This window comes from Curtobacterium sp. MCBA15_013, from assembly GCF_001865095.1.
GTDB lineage: Bacteria > Actinomycetota > Actinomycetes > Actinomycetales > Microbacteriaceae > Curtobacterium.
The window spans coordinates 1-541 of record NZ_MJGQ01000065.1; the positions used below are offsets into that span (position 1 = coordinate 1).

Consider the following 541-nt stretch of genomic DNA (forward strand, 5'->3'; position numbering starts at 1 on the left):
CGGCCACGGCGTCGGCGGACCGGTACGCGCTCGTGGGCGAGCGCGGCCTCGACGTCGACCTGTCCGTCAGCGGCGAACCGTGGGGCACCCGCTTCGACTGGGGCTGCTCCTACGGCGGGAAGTCCTGGGCCGCCGACGGGTCCGTGATGTACGACCTCGTGGTCGTGCGCGACGACGGGTCCGTGCAGACCGTGGCGTCGTGGTCGGCCGCGGGCGAGGACGCCCGGGGGCTGTCCGCCTCGACCGACGTGCAGCGCGACGACATCGCCAGCGTGCAGGTGCGGCTCCGCGGCGACGACCGGGTGCTCGCGGACGTCGATCTCTGACGGATCCCGATCCGGACCAATCCGGCTGGGCGAGGGTGCCGAATCACTGACATCGACCGGGGAACACCCCGGAAGCGCTCACCAGCCGCACATCGCTGGTTCTCCACCCTGCACCAGGGTGTGTTCGGCGCGCACACAGCAGCCGCGCCGAGCGCGACAACAGCAAAGGACTGATCACCATGCGCAAGAGCCTCAAGACCTCCATCACGCTCGCC

General features: G+C 71.0%; 1 pseudogene. It reads left to right on the forward strand.

Annotated features, from left to right (window positions below):
- Positions 1–326: pseudogene (locus tag BIV01_RS20040) on the forward strand (hypothetical protein); the annotation flags it as partial.
- Positions 327–541 lie beyond the last annotated feature (215 nt).